Consider the following 19,661-nt stretch of genomic DNA (forward strand, 5'->3'; position numbering starts at 1 on the left):
CGGCACATTGAGTTACTCCCAGTGGGATCATCGTGCAAAAAACATCACGTATCATCAGTTTATTTGCCCTGACCATATTATTGGTAGCGGCATGTGGATATCGCGGTGCGCTCTATCTTCCGGACGAAGAACAATCCAATCAGCGTACTGATCCCCCTGCGCAACCTGATACGCAGGAGGATACCCCCTAATGGATTATTTTGAATATCGCGACGGCCGACTTTGCGCCGAGGACGTGCCGGTAGCCGACATTGTTGCTGCTCACGGTACACCTGCGTACATCTATTCCAGAAAAACACTGGAACGTCACTGGCATGCCTTTGACGATGCCATCGGTGAGCACCCTCATCTGATTTGCTATGCGGTAAAAGCCAACTCTAACCTGGGTGTACTCAGCGTACTGGCAAAACTGGGCTCTGGCTTTGATATTGTCTCTGGCGGCGAACTTGCCCGGGTTATCGAGGCGGGCGGCGATGCCAGTAAGGTGGTGTTTTCCGGCGTAGGTAAAACCCCGGACGAAATCGCCTATGCGCTTGACCAGGGCATCATGTGTTTTAATGTGGAATCTGAGCCGGAGCTGCACCGCATCAATGAAGTTGCCGCGCAAAAAGGTTGTCAGGCCCCGGTGTCATTGCGCATCAATCCGGATGTTGATGCAAAAACCCACCCCTATATTTCCACCGGGCTTAAAGCAAACAAATTTGGTATAGCCAGAGAGCTGGCTGTAGCGACTTATGAACTGGCGGCATCGTTGCCTAATCTGAATGTCATCGGCATGGATTGTCACATTGGCTCGCAGTTAACTGACTTAGCGCCTTTTGTTGATGCCCTGGACAGGCTTCTGGTGTTGATTGATGAGCTAGCCGATAAAGGCATCGATATTAAACACCTGGACCTGGGCGGTGGGCTGGGTGTGCCATACGACAGCGAAACCCCGCCCCATCCCCGCGAATACGCCGCAGCGCTGGCTGAGCGAATGACGGGCAGAGAATCATTGAAACTGATCCTCGAGCCGGGTCGCGCTATTGCCGCGAATGCAGGTATTCTGGTCACCAAAGTTGAATTTATAAAAGAAGGCGAAGAAAAGCACTTTGCTATTGTTGATGCGGCCATGAATGACTTGTTGCGCCCCTCTCTTTATTCTGCGTGGCAGAATATTATTCGTGTAGAGCAAGCTACGCAGGCACCGCGACGTTTGTATGATGTGGTTGGGCCGGTATGTGAAACCGGCGACTTTCTGGGTCGCGACCGGGAGCTTGCGGTACAGGCGAATGACCTGTTAGCCGTTCGCAGCGCAGGTGCATACGGCTTTACGATGGCCTCAAACTATAATAGCCGCTGCCGTCCACCGGAGTTACTGGTTGACGAAGCGCAGGTATTTGTTGTCAGAGAGCGAGAAAAACGCAAAGATCTCTGGAAAGGCGAGTATAAAGTTCCGTAAACTAGGACTATGATACTAAGGCAGATTAGCAGTTAATGCATATTCAGTTTTCCAAAATGCACGGTCTGGGCAATGACTTTATGGTCGTTGACAATGTCACCCAGAATGTCTTTTTTTCTCCGGATAAAATCCGGTCGCTGGCTGATCGGCATTTTGGAATTGGATTTGACCAATTATTAATGGTCGAGCCACCCTACGATCCTGACCAGGACTTTCACTACCGCATTTTCAATGCTGATGGTTCCGAAGTCTCGCAGTGCGGGAATGGCGCACGGTGTTTTGCACGGTATGTGAAGCAAAAGGGGCTGATCAATCGCAATAAAATTCTGGTGAGCACCAAATCCGGGAATATGGTGCTTTATCTGGAAAAAGATGGTCAGGTTACGGTGAATATGGGTAAGCCCGAGTTTGAGCCGGCACGTATTCCCATGAAAGCCAATAAACAGGAAAATGTATATCTGACCCGCGAGGGCGATCACACATTATTCTACGGTGCGGTATCTATGGGTAATCCACACTGCGTATTATCCGTTGATGATATCAACACCGCCGATGTGGCGGCCATCGGACCATTGCTGGAGCGCCATGAACGTTTCCCTGAAGGCGTCAATGTCGGGTTTATGGAAGTTGTGAACACCGACTATATCCGTCTGCGTGTGCATGAGCGTGGCGCGGGCGAGACGATGGCTTGTGGAAGCGGCGCATGCGCCGCGGTTGCCGTTGGCCAGATGCAGGGTAAACTGGGGAAAGATGTAAGGGTCGATTTGCCTGGTGGAAGTTTACGAATACGCTGGCAGGGACCGGGTTCAGTGCTAAAAATGACCGGGCCGGCTGAACATATTTATGACGGACAGTTAACTTTATGAGCGATGTAATCGGGCATGCGAAAGCGCCCTCAGGTAATGGCTATGACGATAAGAAGTCGCTGAGCGCCAGAGAGATCGCAGATTTTTTGCGCGAGCATCCTGATTTTTTTGCCCGCCACGCTGAACTGCTTGAAGATATTCGTATCCCTCACGTACAAAAAGGCAGTGTGTCACTGGTTGAAGTACAAAGCGAACAGCTACGTAAAAAAGTGCGTCAGCTTAATTACCGGCTGAGCCAGCTCATCAGCATCGCCAAACAAAACGAAAAAATCTACCGCGTTTATACTGATTTGAATGTTCAGTTGCTAACCTGCCAAAGCGTGGCAGAAATTCAGCTGCGCCTTGAAGAGGTACTTCAGGAAAAGCTGGACTTAGCGTCGGTGACGTTGAAACTCTTTAAAGGTCCTCACGCTCTGCCCGAATTACAGCGCCGGTTGTTTGTAGAAAAACGCTTTAAAAACGAGCCATTTTTCTTTGGTCGTCTCAGCCAGCATGAGCGCCAGCTTTTGTTCGGCGATGAAGTGGCCGAATCAGCCGCACTCATTCTGATTGGCAATGACGAACCGCTTGGTATCGCTGCAATAGGTAGCAGTGATGTCAGTCATTTCACTCCGGACATGGACACGCTTCTGCTCAAACAGCTCCAGCAAGTGTTGAGTTTTGTACTGCCAGGCCTGCTGAAGTACTGATGCGCGTCGCAGAGTCAGATCCCGAACACCTGTCTTCCTCGTGTGAGTTCTGGCTGGAAAAGTTTCTTACTCATCTGCAGGTCGAACGCGGCCTGTCTGTACACACGATCAAAAACTATCGCCGTCAGCTGACGTTTGTGGCGACCACCATACAGCTACCTGACTGGTCTGGTCTTACGCCGGTTGATGTTAAGCGGGTACTGAGTACCTCTAAACAGCAAGGAAAACACGCCCGGAGCATTGCTCTGCGTCTTTCTGCACTGCGTACATTCTGCCGCTACTTAATTGACCAGGGGCAATTATTCAGTAATCCGATGGAAGGTATCCAGGCGCCTAAACAAGGGCGGCCACTCCCTAAGCAGCTCAATGTTGATGATATGCAGCAACTGCTGGACGGCGAGGCTGAGGATCTGCTGGCTTATCGCGACAAAGCGATGTTTGAATTGTTATACGGATGCGGTTTACGTTTAAGTGAGTTAACCGGACTTAATCTTAACGACTGTCTGTCTGACGGGCTTTTGCGGGTGCGCGGTAAAGGCAGTAAAGAGCGCTTATTGCCCATGGGAAAAATGGCGCAGCGGGCGCTTAAAGCATGGTTTCGGGTCAGAGGTAATTTTGCGCAACCCGGCGAGCCAGCCGTATTCTTGAGCAAACAAAAAAACCGTATTTCCAACCGTCAGGTAGCAAATCGCCTTGATGTTATGGCGCAGCAGAAATCTCTCGGCAGTAAATTGAATCCACACAAATTACGCCATTCATTTGCTACCCACGTACTTGAATCCAGTGGCGATTTGAGAGCAGTACAGGAATTACTGGGCCATGCTAATTTATCGACGACCCAGGTATATACGCATCTGGACTTTCAGCATCTTGCCAAAGTTTATGACTCAGCCCATCCCCGGGCACGTAAAAAATAACATAAGGAGTGCGTATGCGCTTTTATCGGCCCCTTAATCATATTCAGGCGATGACATTTGATTTAGACGACACACTTTATGATAACGGGCCCGTTATTCGTGCGGCAGAAAAAACGCTACAGGCCTTTATCGCCAGACACTACAAAAATACCAGCGCCCTCAGCCCTGAACAATGGCAGAAAATCCGGCATCAACTGCTACAAGAAACTCCAGACCTGTCATCAGATATGGGACAGTTGCGTATGCGAACGCTGATGCTCGCTTTGCAAGAAGATATTTCGGATGATAACGACAGAAAGGCGGCTGCCAAAGCGTGCTTTGATTGCTTTTATACCGCCCGCAGTGAGCTGGAATTGCATGACACGGTGCATACCACACTGAAATCGCTGGCGGAAAAAATTCCCCTGATCGGCATCACCAATGGCAATGTAGATGTCAAAAAAATAGGCGTGGATACGTACTTCAGTACGGTGCTTCATGCCAGTCTGGAGCGCCCGATGAAACCCCATCGACATATGTTTGATGAAGCCGCTCAGGCCCTGGGCATTGCGCCGGCACACATTCTTCACGTGGGCGATAATCTGACCAAAGATGTTTTTGGCGCTATCTGCGCAGGTAAGCAGACGGCATGGTTTGCCTGCAACCGCCCGATGAATTTAAACAATGAGCGTGCGCCTGTTTTGCCCCACGTAGAACTTGATCAATTTGAGGAGCTACTGGCCCTGGTCTAGCATGCCATTATCTTCCAGTACATTCTGATTCATCGAGTCACAGGGCCGGCGACAACCCGGCCGTCCCACGACTTTGGCGGGCACACCCACCACGGTAGTATGAGGCGGTACATCACTTAACACAACGCTGCCGGCGCCGACCTTTGAACCGCGCCCAATTTCCAGATTGCCCAGGATCTTGGCACCGGCGCCCACCAGCACGCCTTGTCGGACTTTAGGGTGACGATCGCCAGACTCGTGGCCGGTGCCGCCTAACGTTACGCTTTGTAGTAACGATACATTGTCTTCAATCAGGGCGGTTTCTCCCACCACGATACCGGTAGCGTGATCAAACATGACCCCCTTACCCACCCGGGCGGCAGGATGCATATCCACCCCAAAGGTTTCTGAGTTTCTGCTTTGCAGAAATAAGGCCAGCTGGTGCCTGCCTTCTTTCCAAAGGTAATGTGCCATCCGGTGCACCTGCACCGCCTGAAACCCCTTGAAATAAAGCAGCGGTGTGAGGTAGTCATTCACCGCAGCATCCCGATTAAATACTGCCTTGATATCGGCGATGGCTGCATCAACAATATCGGGTTGCAGCAGGTACGCCTGATCAAAAACTTCACGAATGGCCAATGCTGGCATCACGTCATCGGCGACCTTATTGGAAAGAATAAAGCTCAGCGAGGACTCAAAATTATGGTGCGTCAGGATACATGCATGAATATAACTTGCCAGCAACGGCTCGTTATCTGCGATGCGATGTGCTTCGCTTTTCAGCGAAAGCCAAAAGTCATTTGTTCCGGTGAGTGCCTGCATAGCGATAATCCCGATGGTATGAAGTGAAGCGGTGCACGAAGATGAATTCGTCAGACAGGTCACTGTGGAGATAGCACCTGTGAATTTCAAGCGCTTCGAGTAACTGTTCGATATTTTACACCTGTGGGGCGTTGTACCGCTAATCGCCACGTTATGATCACGTATTTTCATTAAACGTACTTCATGCACCAGAATGTGCGATTGTGTGAATTTATGTAAAAGCTGCAGGCGACCTGTATGAATGTCACTGTATGCTGGTCACAATTTGTAGCCAGTTGCCTCACATAATCTCTAAAAAGACCTTTTATCAGTAACTTACGTAGCCTCAGGGATCGTGGTACGCCTGATGCATTTACTTCTAGTGGAAGCCTGCGAAGAAGCAGGTATCGCAATACTCTTTATGGAGGAACGCAATGAACAGCGATAAGTTAGAAGGCAGTTGGAAAGAAATGAAAGGTAAAGCCCAGCAAAAATGGGGCAAGCTTACCGATGACGATCTGGATGTTATCGACGGACGCCGCGAAGAATTAATCGGCAAAATCCAGCAACGTTATGGTAAAAGCCGCGAAGAAGCAGAGCGTGAAGTAGACTCGTTCTAAGCGTTACTATCAACACGTGACCACCCTGGTCACGTGTTTGTTTTCCCTCCCCCGCCTACATACCCTGTAAAAAAATCTCCGCTTTGCTGTATAAACGCACAGTTCGCTGGCATAATTGCGCACATTTGTAATTAATTACACAGGTGCCGGAAATTATGGATGTCTCTTTACTGCTCGACAGTCTGAACGACAAACAACGTGAAGCTGTGGGCGCGCCACTTTCCAATATGCTGGTACTGGCCGGCGCAGGCAGCGGGAAAACCCGCGTTCTGGTGCATCGCATTGCCTGGCTGATGGAAGTAGAGAACATCACGCCATTTTCCATTCTTGCCGTTACCTTTACCAATAAAGCGGCCCGTGAAATGCGCGGACGCATTGAGTCGCTCATGGGCCGCAATCTGCACCATATGTGGATCGGGACTTTCCATGGTCTGGCGCACCGCTTGCTAAGAAGTCATCACGCGGAAGCCGGGTTACCTGAAAACTTTCAGATACTCGATTCCGATGACCAGTATCGCCTGGTCAAGCGTATTCTTCGGGCTATGAATCTGGATGAAAAGCATTGGGCGCCCAAGCAGGTCCAGTGGTATATCAATGGTAATAAGGATGAGGGGTTACGGCCGCAGCACATCGAAACACATGGAGATGCTGTTGCGCAGAAAATGCGCGAGATCTATGCCGCTTATCAGGAGGCATGTGATCGCTCCGGTCTGGTCGATTTCGCCGAGTTATTGCTACGCGCGCATGAGCTGTGGGCCAAAAACCCGGAGATTCTGGCTCATTATCAGCGACGCTTTAAAGCCGTTCTGGTGGACGAGTTTCAGGACACGAACAATATACAGTATGCCTGGCTGCGGATGCTCTGCAGTACAGATACCAACAACATTATGATTGTCGGCGACGACGACCAGTCAATTTATGGCTGGCGTGGCGCTAACGTCGATAATATTCATAAGTTTCTGAAGGATTTTACTCAGACCACCACCATTCGTCTGGAGCAGAATTATCGCTCTACCGGCAATATCCTTAATGCAGCCAATGCTGTGATTGATAACAACGCTGGCCGACTGGGCAAAGAACTATGGACCGAAGACAGCGAGGGAGAGCTGATCTCGGTGTATGCCGGTTTTAACGAATTGGATGAGGCACGGTTTATTGTCTCACAGATTAAGTCCTGGCTGGATGACGGTAACCCGCTTAAAGAGTGCGCCATTTTATATCGTAACAATGCGCAGTCGCGAGTGCTGGAAGAAGCGCTTTTGCATGAAGCCATTGCCTATCGAATTTACGGCGGCCTGCGCTTTTTCGAAAGACAGGAAATCAAGGATGCATTGGGCTATCTGCGAATGATTAATCACCCGCATGATGATGCAGCCTTTGAAAGGGTGGTCAATACGCCCAGCCGCGGCATTGGTGAAAAGACGGTCACGCAGGTGCGCGTAACTGCCCGTGAGCATAATTGTTCATTATGGCAGGCGAGTAACTTGTTGCTGTCAGAAGGCGCGTTGAAAGGACGCGCTGCTAATGCACTTCAAAGTTTTACGTCGCTTATTGCTGACCTGGAACAAACCGTGTTATCGCTATCATTGGAAGAACAGGCAGATAAAACAATTAAAGGTTCTGGTCTGTATGCGATGTATCAGGCAGAGCGTGGTGAAAAAGCGCAGGCGCGGCTGGAAAACCTGGAAGAGCTGGTCACCGCCTGTAAACAGTTTATCGTGCCGGAAGAAGCTGATGAAATGACCCCCCTATCCGCTTTTCTTGCTCATGCATCTTTGGAAGCTGGCGAGACACAGGCTGATACTGAACAGGATGCCGTTCAGATGATGACTATTCACAGTGCCAAAGGGTTGGAGTTTCCGCTGGTTTTCATGGCAGGTGTGGAAGAGGGTATGTTCCCCTCCCAGATGACCAACGATGAGCCCGGTCGTATGGAAGAGGAGCGGCGGCTTTGCTATGTGGGCATGACCCGCGCGATGAAAAAACTGTTCATCACTTACGCCGAGAGCCGACGCGTCTATGGGCAGGATAAATTCCATACCGCGTCACGATTTATCCGCGAAATTCCATCTGAATATGTGCAGGAAGTACGCCTTAAGAGCCAGGTATCCAGGCCGGTGCATAACCGCTTTAGTCGCGCAGCCTCGCATGAAGCATTTCAGGATAGCGGATTTACACTGGGGCAGCGGGTTACTCACCCTAAATTCGGCGAGGGTGTGGTATTAAACTTTGAGGGCGCCGGTGACCATGGTCGCGTTCAGGTAAACTTCGATGAGTTTGGCGCAAAATGGCTGGTACTGGCTTACGCTAAACTAAAGGCTAATTGAATAACGGGGAATGTTGCGCACAATATAGCTTAGGTAACAGAGGCTTGTGCGCGTGCAAAATAAGGTTCTTATCATAGAAGACAGCCGGACGGCCCTGAATATCGTTGTCAGGCTCGTTGAACAGACTGGTTTAGTACCGGTTGTCTCCCGTACCCTCACGGAAGCCCGTCACGTTTTTATTCATTCCACCCCTGAAGAGTTTCTGTGCGCAATAGTCGATTACAACTTGCCAGACTCACCCTGTGGTGAGGCTATCGACTTTTGTATCCAGAGCATCCTGCCGACGATTGTGGTGACAGGGCGACTGGACAGCGATACTCGCGAAGATGTACTGCGTCGTGAGGTCGTCGATTACATCCCAAAAGAAAATGCACAAACATACGATTATCTTGCCCGCTTGCTTAAACGACTTGAGCACAACAAGCAAATAGGCGTTGTCGTGGCTGGTCAGGATCGTCCAACCGCAGTCAAAATGTACTCATTATTACGCCGGCACAACTTTATTACCTACGAGGCCAGTACGGCCGAAAAAACTTACCAGCTGGTGCGCGATAACCCTGAAATTCGGGTGGTGATCACCGGTCGGCACTTCAGCGATGATAAAAGTACCTCGGTCATTTCCAACTTACGCGTCGACTACCCTAAAGAGCGACTGGCCATTATCAGTGTCAGTGAGCCGGACGCCCAGCTGAACTCAGCACGTTTCATTAAATCCGGTGCTAACGACTTCTTACTGACACCATTTTGTCATGAAGAATTCTTATGCCGGATAACGCAAAATATTGAATTAATTGAACATGTTGAAGCACTGACTTCAATGGCGAATTCTGATTTCCTCACCGGCCTTTTCAATCGGCGCTATTTTCTAAGCAAACTATCAGCATTGGCAGCAAAACGGCCTGAACGTTACGCACTGGCAGTGCTTGATTTGGATAATTTTAAGCAGGTCAACGATACCTACGGCCACGATGCCGGAGATATTGTTCTGGTGCATACGGCAGCGGTATTACGACAACACTTTGCCGATGCGGTCTTTGCGCGCTTTGGTGGCGAGGAGTTTTGTATCTTCATGCCCGATATCTGCGCCGAGCATGCGCTGAGCAGAATAGAGACGTTGCGCGCACTGATTAGTCAGCAGTCTGTGAAGGTCGGCGATGAGAACATTCACGTCACCATCAGCGCCGGACTGCTAACCGCCAAAGCGAGTTCCCTGGTTAGCAGCATCTCCCGCGCAGACAAGTTACTTTATCAGGCTAAAAATGCGGGCCGCAACTGTGTTGTCTCTGATATCGCGTTCAGTCGGGCCCTTGATCGGGCAGCCCAGAGAACTGCCTGAGCAGGCCTCAGGCGGCTCTGGCTTTTCGCGCACTGCGATACGCTTTCAGGGAATCAAAGCTGAAAATTACCAGTGCCGCCCATACAAAACCGAATGTAATCAGCCGGGCCGGCTCCAACGGCTCATCGTATAAATATACCGCCAGCAAAAACATCAGCGAGGGACCGATATACTGGAAAAAGCCCAGTGTCGAATACATCAGTCGCCGCGCCGCTGCCGTAAAGCATAATAATGGCGCAGTAGTCACAATACCCGCAGCTACCAGCAATACGTTCAGAGTAACCGTGTTGGTAAACATATTGGAATGCACCGACCCAAACCATATCCAGTAACCAATGGCCAGCGGAAGCAGCATCAGCGATTCAATAAATAAGCCTGGCAGCGAATCTACCGACACCTGCTTTCTGAGTAATCCATAAACCCCGAATGTGCCTGCCAGCACCAGCGCAACCCAGGGCAGATAGCCATGAGCAAGAACCAGAATACTAACGCCGATCACCGCCAGAATTACCGCGAATCGTTGCATAGGACGTAGCTTCTCGCCTAAAAACATCCGTCCCAGAAATACATTGAGCAACGGGTTGATGTAATACCCCAGACTTGCATCAAGCAGATGATCATTATTAATTGCCCAGATAAACAGCAGCCAGTTAGCCCCCAACAGTACACCGGCAACCGCCAGCGTTTTCATCACCCGCGAGGAATACAGCGCAATTCTGACCTTGTTCCACTGTCTGGTAACGCCCAGCAGTATGATTAGCACTAACACGGACCAGACAATACGATGCACCAGAATTTCCAGCGCGGGCATTACCTGTAACTGCTTAAAATATAAGGGTGCGACTCCCCACATGGTGTAGGCAGCGATGGCGCAAAGCACGCCTGCCTGAGTGCGTTTCGCATCAGCGTCGATATGCATACGGGTAAATACCTGCGCGGTTGGCCGCCGCCTTTTTAAAGGCGGCGGAACGATTAGTCTTTGAAGGCGGGAAGTGTATTACAGCAAAAACAGCGTGCCTAGCCCTAAGAAGGCCACAAACCCAACTATGTCGGTAACTGTCGTTAAGATGACAGAACCTGACAGTGCCGGGTCAATTTTTAGCTTATCCAGAATGACGGGGACGAAAACACCGGCAATCGCCGCGGCAACGATATTAAATAAAATCGCCAGACAAATGACCACACCGATAAGCACATCAGTGAACCAGAAATAGGCAACCACACCGATAATAAGCGCCCATATCACCCCGTTTACCCCACCAACTTTGAGCTCTTTAACCATCAGGGCCCGGGTATTGGCCTTAGTCACCTGCCCCAGAGCAAGCCCCCGTACGATCAGGGTCAGGGTTTGGCTACCGGCGATACCGCCCATGCTAGCAACAATTGGCATCAGTACCGCCAGTGCCACGACTTGTTGTAAGGTGGCTTCAAATAAACCAATAAACCAGGAAGCAAGAAATGCGGTCAGCAGATTGATGCCCAGCCATACTGCGCGATTTCTTGCGCTTTTCGCTACCGGCGAGAACAAATCCTCGTCTTCGTCCATACCAGCGGTGGCCATGACCTGACGTTCATAGAATTCGTTGATAAGTTCTGATGCAGAGGTGATATCCAACCTGCCTAACAATTTATTATTATCATCGACCACCGGCAGGGCGGCAAACCCGGAACGCTGCACCTGCAGCGAGGCATTGGTAGACTCATCAGTCCCTTTGAGGACCGGAATATTTTCTTCTATCAGTTCAACTAGTGGCACATGCTCCGGCGAACCAAAAATACGGGTCATTCTGACTACCGCAGAAAACTGGGCTGAGCGATTGACCAGAAAAATAGTGTCGCAGTGACGCGGTACATTGCGGCGAATCAGTCGCAAACCATCACGCACTTTGGCGTTTAGAGGCAGTACCAGCAGATCGTGGGTGAGCCAGTGTCCCACTTGATCATCGTTAAATTGTGTCGCTTCACGAAAGAATGTCTGCTGTTGTGCATCAAGTTCGGCATAAGCTAAATCCACCAACCGATTGGGCAGCGAGTCCATCAGCTCCAGCAGTTCTTCGGCTTCGATGTCTGAAAACAGTGCTGACCACTCTTCTTCCTCGGTGGCATCAATCAGAATTTCACGCGGATCAGAGCGCATCTCAACCAATACATCGAGCTTACGTTCACTGGGTAAGTCCTGCCACAACGACAAGCGCGGTTCGACGGGCACTGATTCCAGTAGCGTTGCTACGGCGACATCGTCCTGAGAAACAATAGCATCCAATACAGCCCCGGTATCATCGGTGCTGTTCTCCGAGACAATCTCCTGAATCAGATCCGGTAAGGGTTCAGCCACATCGTTCTCCTTATTTTATGCTGCCTATTAAAAACGTTGCAGGGCCAGTGCAGGATCCACCACCTTACGCTTTTAATCTAATAAGCTGACAGAATAACAGTGACTTAGGCCGGGACAGAAAAGAAATTTGGATTAACCCGTGAAGCGCGCACTGAAAATGCGTAAAATCCCTGCGCGATGACTTTAACTTCCTCCCAGACTGTACCCACAGACAATGCCGAACATGCTGACGCCCAGGAAATTCTTGAGCGGGTATTTGGCTACGCGTCCTTTCGTACCGGCCAGCAGGCGGTAATAGAAAATATCATTGATGGTCAGGATACGCTGGTATTACTGCCTACCGGTGGCGGCAAGTCACTGTGTTACCAGATACCGGCGATGGTCCGTCAGGGAACCGGCATTGTGGTCTCACCCCTTATCTCCTTGATGCAGGACCAGGTGGAACAGCTTCAGGCTGTGGGTATAAAGGCCGCCTATCTGAATTCCAGCCTTGAACATGAGATGCAGCAGCAGATTCAGACAGCGCTGCTCAATGATGAGTATGACCTGCTGTACGTGTCCCCTGAGCGTTTGTTACAGCCTTATTTCCAGAATTTGCTTCAGCAACTTACGGTATCCCTATTTGCCATCGACGAGGCGCACTGTGTCAGCCACTGGGGGCACGATTTCAGAATGGATTACCGCCTGCTGGGCAGGCTGAAAAGCCGATACCCCGACATCCCGGTAGTGGGGCTTACTGCCACGGCAGATGCCGCCACGCAGGCAGATATTCTGGTTCAGCTGAATCTGTCAGAGCCTTTTGTTTTTAAAGGTAGCTTTGACCGGCCCAACATCCGCTATCGGGTGATGCCCAAATATAAAGCGTTTGACCAGGTACTTGATTATGTCAAACAGCAGGATGGCAGCAGCGGTATTATCTACTGTAACAGCCGGGCAAAAGTGGATGACTTATACGCCAAGCTTCATCGTGCCGGCATCAGTAGTGCTGCCTATCACGCCGGACTGGATGCCGACGAGCGCGAGTATGTTCAGCGTCGTTTTTTAAATGATCAGGTCGATATTGTAGTTGCCACCGTTGCCTTTGGCATGGGCATCAATAAGTCGAATGTGCGGTTTGTGGTACACCACGATGTGCCGCGCAGTATTGAAAGTTATTATCAGGAAACGGGGCGCGCCGGACGGGACGGACTGGAAGCTGAGGCACTTTTGCTGTTTGATGAAAAAGATGCAGCCAGAGTCAGGCAATGGATTGAACAGGGCGATAAACCTGAACGCAATCAGGTGGAAGTGCAAAAGTTTGCTGCCATGGAAGCCTTTGCTGAAGCGCAAACCTGTCGCCGTCAGGTACTGCTTAATTATTTTTCCCAGTTCAGTGACGAGGCCTGTGGTAACTGCGATATTTGTCTGGATCCGCCTAAACTCATTGATGGCCTGGTCATAGGTCAGAAAATTCTCTCGTGTATATTGCGCCTTGAACAGCAGGCGGCATCGCAATATGTCATCGATGTACTGCGCGGCAAGCAGCTTCGACGAATTATAGAAAACGGCCATCAGGATTTATCGGTGTATGGTATTGGTAAATCTGAGTCTGACAGCTATTGGCACAATATGATTAACCAGCTCATTCATCAGGGCCTCATTCGCGTCGACCTGACTGCAGGTGCCGCGTTGCGGCTGACTGAAGCCGCCCGGCCGGTGCTCAAAGGTGATGTGCCGGTGAAACTTGCTGTGCCTCGCCTGACCTTCAAAGCCGAGAAAAAGCCGAAGAACAAGCCAGCAATCTACGACAAGGCACTGTTTAAGCGCCTTAAGCATTTGCGTAAATCACTGGCTGAGGAACACAGTGTGCCGCCGTATGTCGTCTTTTCAGATGCAACGCTGGCAGATATGGCGGCCAAAACGCCGACGACCCGCAATGATATGCTGGATGTCAGTGGAGTCGGCCGTACCAAAATGGATCGCTATGGCGAGGCGTTTTTGCAGCTGATCCTTGATTATCTCGACAGCACGATAAATAACGACTTTTAATCAGGCGTAATCGTACTCACCGCCTTTCTCCAGTCCGCGCTGATAGGCATCCCGGTTGTGAATGCGCTTTATATAAGCATTAATTGCTGTCCATTTAGAGGCGTTTTCACGGGCCACCAGCGCCTCCAGCGGAAAGCTCATCTGCACATCCGCTGCTGATGGGGCATCGCCGGCAAACCAGTCATTTTTAGAAAGATACGACTCAACATAGCGCAGACTCTGGTTTAGGTTGGGCCCGTAGTAGTTATCCATAATGGCATCAAGAATCTTCGCGGCCAGCGGACGAATTAATGCAGGGCTCTTCTGTTTTGCTTTTTTAAATACCAGACTGGCCACCAGTGGCGGCATCAGAGAGCCTTCTGCAAAATGCAGCCAGAACAGATAATCCTGATATACCTTCTTATCCGACGGTACAGTAAAACTGCCCGCGCCGTATTGGTGAATAATGTATTCAACAATGGCACCGGACTCGGCCATTTTACTGCCATCCTCAAATTCGAGTACCGGTGAGCGTCCCAGTGGATGGACCGCTTTTAATGAATCAGGTGCCAGGTTGGTTTTAGGATCGCGCTCGTAGCGTTCAATCCGGTAAGGGACTTCCAGTTCTTCCAGCAGCCATAATATACGTTGAGAACGTGAGTTATTTAAATGATGAACGGTGAGCATAGTTCCCTCAAAATGTGATTATCGTTAATTCATGACAGCATCGTTCAGGCCTGCCGGTTTATGTAATGGTTTGATACGCCTGTCTGACAGGTCAGATTACCTGCATATTGTGCTTTTATCAAAGCGGGGCATTTGTTAGCTTAACGATTCTGAGACTTTCTTTTTCAAGGGTTCCGATTGAAGCTCACTCATCTCTACGCGACCGAACTTAGCGACACGGTCACGCAGATACAACCTGATATTCCGGGCGATTTACAATTGCAGCTGGTCAATCATCCCCATGCGCACGAGCTGGCATTACCTGACGTGTGGTGGCAAGACAACGCGCTTGCTCAGCAACTGGCAGATGAGGAGTTTGCGCTTTGTCGTCAATCGGTAGCGCAAAAATATGGCGGACATCAGTTCGGCCACTGGAACCCGATGTTAGGTGATGGTCGCGGATTATTGTTGGGCGAGGTGGAAAATCGCGCCAGTCAGCGCATAGATTTACACCTGAAAGGTGCCGGCCAAACGCCCTACTCGCGGCAGGGCGACGGACGTGCTGTGTTACGTTCCACATTGCGTGAATATATCGGCTCAGAGGCCCTTTTTCATTTAGGCATTCCTACTTCCCGTTCGCTGTGTTTGTTCGACAGCCAGGAAATGGTGCTTCGGGAAACACCGGAAACAGCGGCAATGATGATAAGAACCGCGCCCAGCCATATCCGTTTTGGTCATTTTGAATACTACTACTATAGTGGTGATAGCGCTGCGTTGAAGCGGCTGTTCGAGCATACGTTTATTCACCATTTTCCCGACGCGCTCTCCCATAACAATCCCCACCAGGCGCTGCTAAAGGCTATCGTGCTGCGCACTGCAAGAATGATTGCGTTGTGGCAGGCTTATGGATTTGTACATGGTGTAATGAACACAGACAATATGTCTGTCCATGGTATTACCTTTGATTTTGGTCCGTATGCATTTATGGACAATTTCGTCAGTAATGCTGTGTTCAACCATACTGACCATCAGGGTCGCTATTCCTTCGACCGGCAGCCAGGTGTAGCGCTGTGGAATCTCAATGCGCTGGCGCAGGCCTTTTCTCAATATTGTGATACAGAGGCGATTAAACAGACGCTGATGCTGTTTGAACCTACCTTTATCTCTGCCTATCAGCAAACGATGGTCAACCGACTCGGTTTTAGCAATGTTGATAACAGGTCGTTGGATCTGGTTAACCGCTTTTTGACCATGCTGGCCAATCAGCAGCGCGACTACCACCAGCTGTTTCGCAAATTAAGCATGATGGATCCATCGCAGGCTCAGTGCCCATTGCGTGACGACTTCATTGATCGGACGGAATTTGACATGTGGTGGCAGGATTATCGCGCCCATCGTCAGGATGAGGGAAATACGGATGCACAAGCTGCGCTGATGGATAGTGTCAATCCGGTGGTGGTGGCGCGCACCCATCACCTCCAGCGTGCAATCGATGCGGCAGGTCGCGGTGACTACAGCGTCGCTAACTCTTTTATCGAAGCACTTAATACCCCGTTTGATGATAAGTGGGCAGGTACTGAGTGGGCTGGCGCCCCGGTTGATGATGCACAGGTAAGTTTGTCATGCAGCAGTTGACCAAAACGACGCTTCAGCGGGCGTTTACCCGTCTTGATGCGGTTATCGAAGTATCACTGGCCTTGCCTGAAACACCACTTAAAGCACAGCAGCTGACACAGGCGCTGGCCACACACTTTGCGCTTACCCCCGGCGAGGCTGACTGGGGGGCCGATCGCTATCAGGTTGCGCTGAATTCTGCTGGCAATAACAACGAGTTAAGATGTATCTTATGTATTGAGTGGTTATGCGAAGCTATCTGGCTGGAGCCCACAGGTACGACTACAATAGAATCACTGTGGCAAGCGCTGAAGGAATAGTGCCGCCCAAATACTGAGAGCACATCACAATAAATACAGTGTTATCAGCACCGCGCGGAGGCGCTTTTAAAAGGAAATGCAGTGCGAATAAGTTTTTGGAATAAACAGCTTTATCCCAGTAGCACTGTAGGCTGCAGGCGAAGTGCTACGCGCAAGGTCGCGCTGCTTTTACTCGTCCCGCTATGGCTGCTGCTGACAGGGATATCGGTGGCCGCAGCAGACACCGCCCCATTTCATGCCAACGTCATCGTGACCGATTCATTCGAATCTGCCACTATACTACCGGATCCGGTTTCCACTTCCGTGCGCACCAGCTACAGACAGGTATTCTCCGGTAACTATTCAGGCCCGCTCAACACCGGCCAGCCATTACGCCACTGGTATAGCCTATCGCTGCAAAATAATAGTGCAGTGACGCAGTATATCTATCTGAACAACCCACTGGTAATCCCGCGCAACAGCATTATTTATCTGTTGGATGAAAGAGAAAGAATGCTCGACGTGGTCAGCTATGAACATGGCGATTATGACATTCCCAGCCAGTACACAACAGGGATGACCTTGCCGATCACGCTCGGTGCATCAACCACGGTAAACATTTTGATCGGTGTCAACGGCGACAAACCTGACTATTTTCCGCTGGTTATTCACTCAAGAGACAGCTACGACAATCAGACGCAGTCACGAATTTTGTTACTAGGGATCACCTGCGGTGCGCTGTTACTTATCGTGACCTATTTCTTTTTAAGTTATGTTTACCAAAAAACGTCAGCGCGCTTCTGGCTGGCCTCCATCAGTTTGCTTATTCTGATATTGGTCAGTAGTTTACTGGAGCCGGTAGGCCGGGCGTTCCAGTTTATCAACTACGGCACCCAGGTGCTTGCGGTCATCATGACAGTTCTGCTGTTTTGTCTGGCTAAGTTTACCCATGCCTTATTTCCGCGCATCCCGGTGTGGCTTCGAATTCCCAATCTGATTATCAGTCTCAGCCCGTTGATGCTGCTCTTTCTTCCTTTACGGCTGCCTGATGCCAGCGTTGCGCTGCAGTTGTTACCGTCGTTCGCACTGATACAGACTTTACTATGCACGATTTTTCGCGATCGCCGTAATCGCTCTTTAAACCGGCTGTTAGCGCTAGGCTGGTTGATGCTCAGCCTGAGCTACGCGTTATTTCTGGGCAGTTATAATCCACGCCTGGTGATGTTAATAAGCTCTGAGCTCAATGCTGCTGGCTCCCTGCTTATTGCAATGTGCACATTTGCACTTTGTGTACTGCTTGCTGAGCGGGATGTGAGCCGCCAGCAGCTGCATGTACACGAACGTACGATTGACAGTCTGAATGTATTTTACGACCTGTTCAGAAACTCTGCGGAAGGCTTATATACTTCCACCCTTGATGGAGACCTTCGGACCATTAATCCAGCCATGTGCACCCTTTTTGGTTATCCCGATGAGGAGACCATGCTCAAAGATGTGCCCAATACCCGGGCGTTTTATGCAGATGATAATGATCGCGATCTGCTGGTTGGCGAGTTGCTGGAACAAAAAGTCGTCATGGGCCGCGAGATGAAGGGGGTTAAATCCGACGGCAGTGAGTTCTGGTTTTCTATCTCCTGTCAGCTTCATCAGGAAAATGGGCAGACCTTCATGTCTGGTTCAATTTTTGATATTACCAAGCGTAAGCTGTCCGATATCAGCCTGACATATATGGCCAGCCACGACCCGCTGACCGGAGTGTTCAATCGTCGTGAATTTGAACGCTCATTAAACTCAGCACTGCAGCAGACCCCGACTCACAACCCCGTGATGATTCTGTATCTGGATCTGGACCGCTTTAAGGCTGTTAACGACAGTTGCGGTCATAAAGCCGGTGACAGACTGATAAAAGAGCTAGCCAATATACTGACTAACAAAGTTGGTGACAGAGGCATGGTAGGTCGTCTTGGTGGCGATGAGTTCGGCGTACTATTGACTACTCAGACCGAAGAGTCTGCGTATCTGATTGCAGTTAAACTGCTGGATGCAGTACAAGGATATCGGTTTTTCTGGGAGCAGCGCATATTTACCGTGGGCGTTAGTATCGGTTTACTTAACGCAACAACACATAATGCAGATGCTGAAAGCGCCCTGAATATGGCGGACGCGGCCTGTTATCTTGCCAAGCAACAAGGCCGCAACCAGGTGTACTGTTATAAAGACGATGACGCCAGACTTCAGGCGTATGAACAGGAACGAAACTGGGTGGCGATTATTCACCAGGCGCTGGATGAAGACAGGTTTGAACTTTATTATCAGCATTACATGCCGCTCAGTGCATCACTACAGGGCGACTTTTACGAAATTCTGTTACGTCTGCCGCTGGATAATGGCAAGCTTGCTGGCCCGGCTGACTTTCTACCCACGGCGGAACGCTACAACCTGACCTCCCGCATTGATCGCTGGGTGGCCGAGCATACGTTTAAATGGCTTAGCGAACATCCGGAGCGTCTGGAACAATTGCAGTGCTGTAACATCAATATCAACGGGTTCTCGGTGGCTGATAAGGATTTGCGCCGGTTTATGCTCAACGCCTTCCAACAGCAGCATATTCCTCACCACAAGATTTGCTTTGAAATCAGCGAAAATACCGCGACCGTCAGAAAAGATGATGCTATTTCGTTTATCGACACCTTCAGTGAGCATGGCTGTCTGTTTGCGATTGATGATTTTGGCAGTGGGTTTTCTTCCTACGGCTACTTTAAATCACTGCCTATTCACGGTGTAAAAATAGATCGCACCTTCACTCAGGATTTACTCAACGACCCGGTGGACATGGCAATTGTGACCTCAATTCGTGACATTGCGCAGGCCCGCCGTATTCAGACCATTGCAGAATGCGTTGAAGATAAGGCGACCATGACGCAATTAGGTAAGATGGGTATCGACTTCGCGCAGGGAAATGCCATTGCCCCGCCCGCACCACTGCGTGAGTTCAAATCACTGGGCGATAATCAGTAAAACTGTTATATTATA

The 19,661-nt window shown here is 50.1% G+C and carries 17 protein-coding genes; 13 read left to right on the forward strand and 4 right to left on the reverse strand.

What is annotated here, in order from left to right:
- The first annotated feature begins 32 nt into the window (after positions 1-32).
- The 6 genes from lptM to HHX48_RS12220 are packed head-to-tail and all read left to right on the forward strand — an operon-like array spanning position 33 to position 4,644.
- Complete coding sequence (lptM, locus tag HHX48_RS12195; RefSeq protein ID WP_191025472.1) at positions 33-191, forward strand: LPS translocon maturation chaperone LptM; 159 nt, start codon at positions 33-35, stop codon at positions 189-191.
- A complete protein-coding gene (lysA, locus tag HHX48_RS12200; RefSeq protein WP_191025474.1) occupies positions 191-1,441 on the forward strand; it encodes a diaminopimelate decarboxylase in 1,251 nt (416 codons plus the stop codon). The genes lptM and lysA overlap by 1 nt, the downstream gene beginning before the upstream one ends.
- A 35-nt stretch (positions 1,442-1,476) precedes the next feature.
- Positions 1,477-2,307, forward strand: coding sequence for a diaminopimelate epimerase (gene dapF / locus HHX48_RS12205; RefSeq protein ID WP_191025476.1), 831 nt, complete (start codon positions 1,477-1,479; stop codon positions 2,305-2,307).
- Positions 2,304-2,996, forward strand: a complete 693-nt coding sequence (locus HHX48_RS12210; RefSeq protein ID WP_191025478.1) for a DUF484 family protein — start codon at positions 2,304-2,306, stop codon at positions 2,994-2,996. The genes dapF and HHX48_RS12210 overlap by 4 nt, the downstream gene beginning before the upstream one ends.
- Positions 2,996-3,913, forward strand: a complete 918-nt coding sequence (locus tag HHX48_RS12215) for a tyrosine recombinase XerC (RefSeq protein ID WP_191025480.1) — start codon at positions 2,996-2,998, stop codon at positions 3,911-3,913. Before HHX48_RS12210 ends, HHX48_RS12215 begins: the two co-directional genes overlap by 1 nt.
- A gap of 14 nt (positions 3,914-3,927) precedes the next feature.
- A complete protein-coding gene (locus HHX48_RS12220; protein WP_191025482.1) occupies positions 3,928-4,644 on the forward strand; it encodes an HAD-IA family hydrolase in 717 nt (238 codons plus the stop codon).
- Here the strand turns inward: HHX48_RS12220 and cysE are convergent.
- Positions 4,627-5,445 carry a serine O-acetyltransferase gene (gene cysE, locus HHX48_RS12225; protein ID WP_191025484.1) on the reverse strand — a complete coding sequence of 273 codons (819 nt, stop codon included), beginning with the start codon at positions 5,443-5,445 and terminating at the stop codon, positions 4,627-4,629. The genes HHX48_RS12220 and cysE overlap by 18 nt on opposite strands.
- A 413-nt stretch (positions 5,446-5,858) precedes the next feature.
- Here cysE and HHX48_RS12230 point away from each other — a divergent pair, with 413 nt between their 5' ends.
- The 3 genes from HHX48_RS12230 (at position 5,859) to HHX48_RS12240 (ending at position 9,707) form a co-directional block, all read left to right on the forward strand.
- On the forward strand, positions 5,859-6,044 hold the full coding sequence (locus tag HHX48_RS12230) for a CsbD family protein (protein WP_191025486.1): 186 nt from the start codon (positions 5,859-5,861) through the stop codon (positions 6,042-6,044).
- Between the two features lie 155 nt (positions 6,045-6,199).
- On the forward strand, positions 6,200-8,371 hold the full coding sequence (uvrD, locus tag HHX48_RS12235; protein ID WP_191025488.1) for a DNA helicase II: 2,172 nt from the start codon (positions 6,200-6,202) through the stop codon (positions 8,369-8,371).
- A gap of 52 nt (positions 8,372-8,423) precedes the next feature.
- Positions 8,424-9,707 (forward strand): GGDEF domain-containing response regulator, encoded by a 1,284-nt coding sequence (locus HHX48_RS12240; protein ID WP_191025490.1) that lies wholly within the window; start codon positions 8,424-8,426, stop codon positions 9,705-9,707.
- A 7-nt stretch (positions 9,708-9,714) separates the two neighbouring features.
- Here the strand turns inward: HHX48_RS12240 and rarD are convergent, their stop codons facing one another.
- Together rarD and HHX48_RS12250 are read right to left on the reverse strand one after the other, a co-directional pair.
- On the reverse strand, positions 9,715-10,626 hold the full coding sequence (rarD, locus tag HHX48_RS12245) for an EamA family transporter RarD (RefSeq protein WP_191025492.1): 912 nt from the start codon (positions 10,624-10,626) through the stop codon (positions 9,715-9,717).
- 78 nt (positions 10,627-10,704) lie between these two features.
- Complete coding sequence (locus HHX48_RS12250; protein WP_191025494.1) at positions 10,705-12,042, reverse strand: magnesium transporter; 1,338 nt, start codon at positions 12,040-12,042, stop codon at positions 10,705-10,707.
- 177 nt (positions 12,043-12,219) lie between these two features.
- On the opposite strand from HHX48_RS12250, the gene recQ reads away from it, so the two are divergent.
- On the forward strand, positions 12,220-14,070 hold the full coding sequence (recQ, locus tag HHX48_RS12255; RefSeq protein ID WP_191025496.1) for a DNA helicase RecQ: 1,851 nt from the start codon (positions 12,220-12,222) through the stop codon (positions 14,068-14,070).
- On the opposite strand, the gene HHX48_RS12260 is transcribed toward recQ, so the two are convergent.
- Positions 14,071-14,736: a glutathione S-transferase family protein gene (locus tag HHX48_RS12260; protein WP_191025498.1), complete on the reverse strand. Its 666-nt coding sequence runs from the start codon at positions 14,734-14,736 to the stop codon at positions 14,071-14,073. It abuts the gene before it with no gap.
- Positions 14,737-14,913: 177 nt separating this feature from the next.
- Here HHX48_RS12260 and HHX48_RS12265 point away from each other — a divergent pair, with 177 nt between their 5' ends.
- From HHX48_RS12265 to HHX48_RS19075, 3 genes are all read left to right on the forward strand, one after another.
- Positions 14,914-16,350 carry a protein adenylyltransferase SelO gene (locus HHX48_RS12265; protein WP_191025500.1) on the forward strand — a complete coding sequence of 479 codons (1,437 nt, stop codon included), beginning with the start codon at positions 14,914-14,916 and terminating at the stop codon, positions 16,348-16,350.
- Complete coding sequence (locus HHX48_RS12270; RefSeq protein ID WP_191025502.1) at positions 16,338-16,649, forward strand: hypothetical protein; 312 nt, start codon at positions 16,338-16,340, stop codon at positions 16,647-16,649. The genes HHX48_RS12265 and HHX48_RS12270 overlap by 13 nt, the downstream gene beginning before the upstream one ends.
- An 81-nt stretch (positions 16,650-16,730) precedes the next feature.
- Positions 16,731-19,646 (forward strand): putative bifunctional diguanylate cyclase/phosphodiesterase, encoded by a 2,916-nt coding sequence (locus tag HHX48_RS19075; protein WP_191025504.1) that lies wholly within the window; start codon positions 16,731-16,733, stop codon positions 19,644-19,646.
- Positions 19,647-19,661 lie beyond the last annotated feature (15 nt).

The sequence above is a fragment of the Salinimonas profundi genome (assembly GCF_014750655.1).
GTDB classification, from domain to species: Bacteria; Pseudomonadota; Gammaproteobacteria; order Enterobacterales; family Alteromonadaceae; genus Alteromonas; species Alteromonas profundi_A.

What these genes read in the sequence shown, in the direction of transcription:
- lysA (WP_191025474.1), top strand. Translation starts at nt 191, where the DNA reads ATGGATTATTTTGAATATCGCGACGGCCGACTTTGCGCCGAGGACGTG.
- dapF (WP_191025476.1), top strand. Translation starts at nt 1,477, where the DNA reads ATGCATATTCAGTTTTCCAAAATGCACGGTCTGGGCAATGACTTTATG.
- HHX48_RS12210 (WP_191025478.1), top strand. Translation starts at nt 2,304, where the DNA reads ATGAGCGATGTAATCGGGCATGCGAAAGCGCCCTCAGGTAATGGCTAT.
- HHX48_RS12215 (WP_191025480.1), top strand. Translation starts at nt 2,996, where the DNA reads ATGCGCGTCGCAGAGTCAGATCCCGAACACCTGTCTTCCTCGTGTGAG.
- HHX48_RS12220 (WP_191025482.1), top strand. Translation starts at nt 3,928, where the DNA reads ATGCGCTTTTATCGGCCCCTTAATCATATTCAGGCGATGACATTTGAT.
- cysE (WP_191025484.1), bottom strand. Translation starts at nt 5,445, where the DNA reads ATGCAGGCACTCACCGGAACAAATGACTTTTGGCTTTCGCTGAAAAGC.
- HHX48_RS12230 (WP_191025486.1), top strand. Translation starts at nt 5,859, where the DNA reads ATGAACAGCGATAAGTTAGAAGGCAGTTGGAAAGAAATGAAAGGTAAA.
- uvrD (WP_191025488.1), top strand. Translation starts at nt 6,200, where the DNA reads ATGGATGTCTCTTTACTGCTCGACAGTCTGAACGACAAACAACGTGAA.
- rarD (WP_191025492.1), bottom strand. Translation starts at nt 10,626, where the DNA reads ATGCATATCGACGCTGATGCGAAACGCACTCAGGCAGGCGTGCTTTGC.
- recQ (WP_191025496.1), top strand. Translation starts at nt 12,220, where the DNA reads ATGACTTTAACTTCCTCCCAGACTGTACCCACAGACAATGCCGAACAT.
- HHX48_RS12260 (WP_191025498.1), bottom strand. Translation starts at nt 14,736, where the DNA reads ATGCTCACCGTTCATCATTTAAATAACTCACGTTCTCAACGTATATTA.
- HHX48_RS12270 (WP_191025502.1), top strand. Translation starts at nt 16,338, where the DNA reads ATGCAGCAGTTGACCAAAACGACGCTTCAGCGGGCGTTTACCCGTCTT.